Here is a 5904-nt window from a genome sequence, read left to right as displayed (position 1 = left end):
TTTACTCTTGCCCAAGAATATAACGACCTGCTGGCAGAGTTTCAAGTAAACCCATCTGACGACTATTTTTTGCGTGATTGATACCCGATTAGCGTCCTGCTGGACGCATTTCTTCGGGATTGCTATACCCCCACCGCCACTTCGTTCGGCGGTGAGGGTTATTTAGATATTGTCCTTCCGGACAAGAAATTAGCAGCAATTGCTATAAAAGTAAAGTTGAAAAACAAACCACAGATTGAACTGAAATAATAAATTTATTCTAATTATTTTAATTTCTTTCAGTTTTAATAAATTCTCAGTGTTCTCTGTGCTTCTGTGGGAGAGAGTTCTTGTGGGGTTTGTCGCTGTGGAGGACAAATTTGTTGTAGTAGCTGATGATGAGCGTGGTGAGTGGCAGGGCGACGATGAGGCCCACGAAGCCTAGCACGTAGCTCCACAGCGAGAGCGAGAGGAAAACGATGGCAGGGTTGAGCCCCATCTGCTTTTTCATGATGGCAGGCACGAAGACAAAGTCCTGGATGAGCTGACACAGGCAGTAGGCACCTATGGTCCAGCCGAAGAGCACCCAGAAGCTACCGCCAGTAGCCACCGATGCCACCAGACAAAGGAACGCTGCCACGGGGATAGACAGCAGCTGCAGGTAGGGGACCATGTTGAGGATGCCTATCGAGAGTCCAAACACGATGGCCATGGGGAGGCCTATGATGTAGAACTCAATAGCAAACACTATGCCCACGAGCAGCGACACGAGCGCCTGGCCGCGGAAATAACGGCTCATGGTGTTCTCCACGTCGGCAAGCACACGCAGCGACATGTAGCGGTAACGGCGCGGTATGGCAGCCTTGAAGCTGCGCGACAGGTTCTCGAAGTCGAGCATGACAAACACCATGTAGAGCAGCACGATGAGCGACGACACGACGCTCATCAGGTAGCTCCATGTGCCACCCAGCACACTCCATGTGCCCGACATCACGCTCTGCAGCATCTTCATCCACTGGTCACGAGAGAACAGTTCCGAGATGCTGTTGAAGTCAATATTCGACATGAGGAATTCGTGCACCTCGGCAGGGATGTAGGAGATCTTAAACGACGACTCGGCGTAGGCTTTGAGCATCATGGTCATGTCGGTGGCTTCTTTCACCAGGTAAGGCACGAGGAAATATCCAGCAGTGAAGAGCACAACGATCACCGTGAGCAGCGTGAGCATCACCGGCAAGATGCGGCGCTTCACGTGCAGCAACCGCTGGTAGAACCGCACGATGGGATCAAGGATATAGGCAAGCAGGAACCCTATGAGGAACGGCAACAGCACCGGCGACAGATAGTTGATCACATATATCGCAACAACGATGCACACCACCGATATAGTCATGCGCACCACGCGGTCAAAGTCATATTTCTTTGTAGTCTTATCCATAGTTCATTTTATTTATATCTCTGTTTCTCTTTAAGGTAGGTTCTAGTTATTTTTAGTGTATTTTTAGTGTATTTTTAGTGTATTTCAAGCGCAGCGCCATCACCTAAATACCACCTAAGAGAAAAGGTGCTTCGCTTGAAATACACTAAAAATTAACAAAAAATTAATTCGTCGTCAACATCCTCTTGTTACACAAAAGTGCTAGCAGATATATTCCTAGTGATGTTGTTTTTTTATTAATCACTTGATATACCTAAAACAATTTTTCACTTCAGTTGCTCTTTGAGCCACGTCATCGCCATTTCGGTCTGCCAGGGGTATAGCCAGTGCCCGGTGTCGCGTCCCACATGCAGCTGCTTGGGTGCAGTGATCACGTTGTAAGCGCTGTAGGTCGAGGTGGGGCAGCAAGCCGGGTCGTTATATCCCCAGGCATAGAAACCTGGTGCTTTGAGACGGCGGGCAAAGTTCACGGTGTCATAGTAGCGCGACACCTCAAGGCGGGCCTTGATATTAGGCTCACTGGGGTTGCGGAACATGTGGGGCCATCCGCCGGCGCGACCATAGTAGTAGCCACCCAGCTCGCAGAAGGCGGGAAAATAGGCAAAGAGACACTTCACGCGGCGGTCGAGCGAGGCAGTCATGATAGATAGCATGCCGCCCTGGCTGCCGCCGTAGGTTGCAATGCGCGCAGGGTCCACATCGGGCAGCGAGCACAGGTAGTCGATGGCACGCACACAACCCAGTATCGAGCGTTTGTAGTAGTAAGTATCGCGGTTGTCGATGCCCTGCTGCGTGTATCCTGCAAGGGCGCCACTCTCAAGCTGGCGATACATCTCCTCGTCCTGATCCACAGGAATGCCGTGCACGCCTATTTCAAGCACCACAAACCCCTCGCGGGCGAGGTCGCTGGGTCCATGGAATGTGCGCACAGCGGCGCCAGGCAAGCGCAGGATGGCAGGCTTGGGTCCGGGAGCCTTGGGCACGCTGAGCACGCCGTAAACGTAGTTGCCCTTGCGGTAAGACTGGATGCGCACATAATAAACATCGATAGCAGAGGTGCTTTCACTGTCGTTGCGGCGCACGGTCACGTCCATGGGCACCTGCGAGGCTTTTTCCATCGCATTGTCCCAAAACTCGTTGAAGTCATCGGGCATGGTGGTCGTGGGCTTGATATTCAGCGGGTCGAAGGCGATATTGGTCATCGACGAGTATTCATGCCCCTGGTAATTCACCTTGACGCGCACGCTAGTGAATCCTGGTTGCTTCATGCCAGGCACCTTGAAGCGAACCACGCCATTAGCATCGGTCTTGACCGTAGCGGTGTGAGTGGCTTCGAGTTTGTCGGGGCCATAGCTGTAGGTTATCTCCACACCTTTCATGCGCACGTTTTCCTTGATGGCATAGGCAGTGACCAATGCCTGCTCGCCCACACGGTAGGTCCAGTCCTCGTGGTCGGGCTCGGCAACCACGGTGATATACTTGTGGCTCGACGACTGCGCCAGGGCAACCACCGCCACAAGGGTCATGAGTAATGAGAATATCTGTTTCATGTCGCAAAGATACTAACTTTTGCGTTTGAATGCACAATTAATGACGCAAAAGTTAAGGCAGGACAACGCAAAATTGCTAACTTTGCACAAAAATTCATTATATGAGCGAACTTACCCTACTCAAAGACCGCGTATTAAATGAGGGCAAATGCCTTCCCGGCGGCATTCTCAAGGTTGACGGCTTCATCAACCACCAGATGGACCCCAAGCTGATGATGGCCATAGGGCAGCACTTTGCCCAGCTGTTCAAGGACAGCGGCGCCAACAAGATTCTCACCATCGAGGCTAGCGGCATAGCGCCCGCCATCACCACCGGGCTGGCAATGAATCTGCCGGTGGTCTATGTCAAGAAAAAGAAGCCCTCCACCATGGGCAGTGCCTTTGTAACAACAGTCCACTCGTTTACTAAGGACCGCGACTACACAGTGAGCGTGAGCCGCGAGTTTCTCACCGACAGTGACCGCGTCGTCATCATCGATGACTTCCTTGCCTACGGCAACGCAGCGCAGGGCATGATAGACCTTGTCCAGCAGGCGGGAGCACAGGTTGCGGGAATGGGGTTTGTCATAGAGAAGACTTTCCAGAACGGTGGCAACCAGTTGCGCGAGCAGGGCTACCATGTCGAAAGCCTGGTGCAAGTGACATCGCTCGACGACTGCAAGATAACCCTCGCTCAAACTCCCTAAGTCTCTCGGGGAACTCGGGGATCTCGGGGAGATTAAACTAACCTCTCGGGGAACTCGGGGAACTCGGGGAATTTATATTTATTTTTTTATATACATGACTTCCCCGAGTTCTGCGAGTTCCCCGAGAGAAACCCGAGTTCCCCGAGAGAATAGATAAAAAAATATGGAAAAGACTTTGATAGTGGTTACAGGGCCTACTGCTGTGGGCAAGACCCGCTACGCCATTGAGTTGGCGCAGCAGTATGGCTGTGACATCATCAATGCCGACTCGCGCCAGATTTTCCGCCACATCCCCATCTGCACCGCTGCCCCCACGGCCCAAGAGCAGGCTCTTGTGCGCCATCACTTCGTGGAGTTCAGGGAACTTGACGAGTATTACAGCGCGGCACAGTTTGAGACCGACGTGATGGCACTGCTGCCGTCGCTATGGGAGCGTGGCGACCATGTGGTGATGTGCGGCGGGTCGATGATGTATGTCGATGCGGTGTGCAACGGCATCGACAATATCCCCGACATCTCCCCCACCCTGCGCGCGCAAGTGCTTGATGAGTATAACGCCGCTGGACTTGAACCGCTGCTTGCCGAGCTTGAACGCCTTGACCCGGCCTACTATGCCCAGGTGGACCGCTGCAACCCTCGCCGTGTGATCCATGCCATTGAGGTGTGCCGCCAGACGGGTGTGCCCTACTCCACCCTGCGCACCGGCCGCAAGAAGCAGCGCGATTTCAAGATAGTGAAGATAGGGCTCAACATGGAGCGATCGCGTCTCTTTGACCGCATCAACCGCCGCGTGGACCTGATGATGGAGCAAGGACTTGTGGAGGAGGCACGCAGCGTGTATCACCTGCGTCATCTCAACTCGCTCAACACGGTGGGAATGAAAGAAATGTTTGCCCACTTCGACGGCACAATGGACCTCATCACCGCTCGCGAGCGCATCAAGAAAAACACCCGCGTCTATGCCAAGAAGCAACTCACCTGGCTAGCCCGCGACCCGGAGATTGAGTGGAAAGAGATGTAGTTAACTAGGCTTTCTAAACTCTCTAGACTCTCTAGACTTTCTAGGCTTTCTAGAACTAAAAAAATCATCCCGTTGTATAGCGGGATGATTTTTTTATAGAGATACTATGGTGTTTGTGTTACTTCACCACTTTTGTAGCTGTCTTAGAGCCATCGGTGTGGGTTGTCACAACGATGTTAACGCCGTCGAAGGGTGTTGCGCTCTCGATACCAGCAGCGTTGATGTAGCGGATGCTAGATACAGCCTTGCCAGTGTTGAGGTCGTTAACAGCTGTTACAGACTTCACATAAGCGACCTTGTTAGAGGGAGCTGATTCCTGACCATCGACAACTGCGGTTACAGTGTAGCTGCCAGTCTCGGCAGCGAGAACGTCGTAGCCACAAGCAGCGACATCACTTGCGATGAGCTGGTCGTCGCAATATACATTGTAAGTCACAGCATCGCCTTCGGCCTTGCGAGCCACCTTGTGCGCAGCCTGGGTGTCTTCCTTCTGGAGGACAGCGCTGATGCGGTAGCCGTAGTTCAGCTTATACTTGGCTTGGAGTGAGTACCAGTAGCCGTAAGAAGCGGCAGCCGAGATGAGGTCGTTGTAGTAAGGAATAGCGGGAGTGGGATCCAGTGTGAAGGGCTTAGCACCGTTGGGATAAGTGATGTGGTAGCCCACGCCGAGTTCCTGAACAAGTTCGTCGGTGATCTCGAAGGGAGTGTTGAGACGGATAACATTCCAGCCCACGTTGATGTCGGCAGCCTCGATGGGTTGCTCGTAGATTACGTTCTCGCCCACAGTGATTACCACAGCAGCAGTAGTCACAGCCTCGGAGAGTTTGAACTTGATGTGAGTGATCTTCTGGCCCATGTAGTACTGCAAGGTGTCCATAGTCATGCGGATAACGTGGTAGCCCTCGCGAGTGCCAGAACCTGTCATACCAGACTTGAGGTCGCTAGAGTAGTCCTTCTGATAAGTGAATTCCTGAACCAAGCCGGGAGCGTCCCAAGTGAGTGCGAGGGTGCCGTCCTCGTCGGCCTCGCCACGCAGGTCGAAGGGAGCGGGAGCATTCTGAGCGATGAAGTTTTCGACTGTGACAGTCTTGCTTAGGGGTGATTCCCAACCATTCTCAAATACGGTAACTACATTGTAGTTGAAAGTGCCAAACTCGTTGAGTGTCTCGCTGAATGTAGTGCCCTCGGTAGTTGCCACAACCTCGTTGTTGCGGAGCACCTTGAATGACT

General features: G+C 52.7%; 4 protein-coding genes and 1 pseudogene. 2 read left to right on the top strand and 3 right to left on the bottom strand.

Annotated elements, in window-relative coordinates; genetic code table 11:
• Positions 1–295 precede the first annotated feature (295 nt).
• On the bottom strand, positions 296–1417 hold the full coding sequence (locus ACKI3C_RS07515) for an AI-2E family transporter (protein WP_407403638.1): 1122 nt from the start codon (positions 1415–1417) through the stop codon (positions 296–298).
• A 266-nt stretch (positions 1418–1683) separates the two neighbouring features.
• Positions 1684–2967, bottom strand: a complete 1284-nt coding sequence (locus tag ACKI3C_RS07510) for an acetylxylan esterase (protein ID WP_407403636.1) — start codon at positions 2965–2967, stop codon at positions 1684–1686.
• A gap of 101 nt (positions 2968–3068) precedes the next feature.
• On the opposite strand from ACKI3C_RS07510, the gene xpt reads away from it, so the two are divergent.
• Together xpt and miaA are read left to right on the top strand one after the other, a co-directional pair.
• The gene (xpt, locus tag ACKI3C_RS07505) at positions 3069–3653 is read left to right on the top strand and encodes a xanthine phosphoribosyltransferase (protein ID WP_407403634.1); all 585 of its coding nucleotides are present in this window, start codon (positions 3069–3071) and stop codon (positions 3651–3653) included.
• A 163-nt stretch (positions 3654–3816) separates the two neighbouring features.
• Positions 3817–4674 (top strand): tRNA (adenosine(37)-N6)-dimethylallyltransferase MiaA, encoded by an 858-nt coding sequence (miaA, locus tag ACKI3C_RS07500; protein ID WP_407403632.1) that lies wholly within the window; start codon positions 3817–3819, stop codon positions 4672–4674.
• Positions 4675–4792: 118 nt separating this feature from the next.
• Here miaA and ACKI3C_RS07495 read toward each other — a convergent pair.
• Positions 4793–5904 (bottom strand): annotated as a pseudogene (locus ACKI3C_RS07495) (hypothetical protein); the annotation flags it as partial.

The sequence above is a fragment of the Sodaliphilus sp. genome, from assembly GCF_045598405.1.
Taxonomy (GTDB): domain Bacteria; phylum Bacteroidota; class Bacteroidia; order Bacteroidales; family Muribaculaceae; genus Sodaliphilus; species Sodaliphilus limicaballi.
The sequence above is the reverse complement of the archived record's forward strand: the minus strand, read 5'-3'. Positions and strand labels throughout refer to the sequence as shown.

What these genes read in the sequence shown, in the direction of transcription:
- ACKI3C_RS07515 (WP_407403638.1), bottom strand. Translation starts at nt 1,417, where the DNA reads ATGGATAAGACTACAAAGAAATATGACTTTGACCGCGTGGTGCGCATG.
- ACKI3C_RS07510 (WP_407403636.1), bottom strand. Translation starts at nt 2,967, where the DNA reads ATGAAACAGATATTCTCATTACTCATGACCCTTGTGGCGGTGGTTGCC.
- xpt (WP_407403634.1), top strand. Translation starts at nt 3,069, where the DNA reads ATGAGCGAACTTACCCTACTCAAAGACCGCGTATTAAATGAGGGCAAA.
- miaA (WP_407403632.1), top strand. Translation starts at nt 3,817, where the DNA reads ATGGAAAAGACTTTGATAGTGGTTACAGGGCCTACTGCTGTGGGCAAG.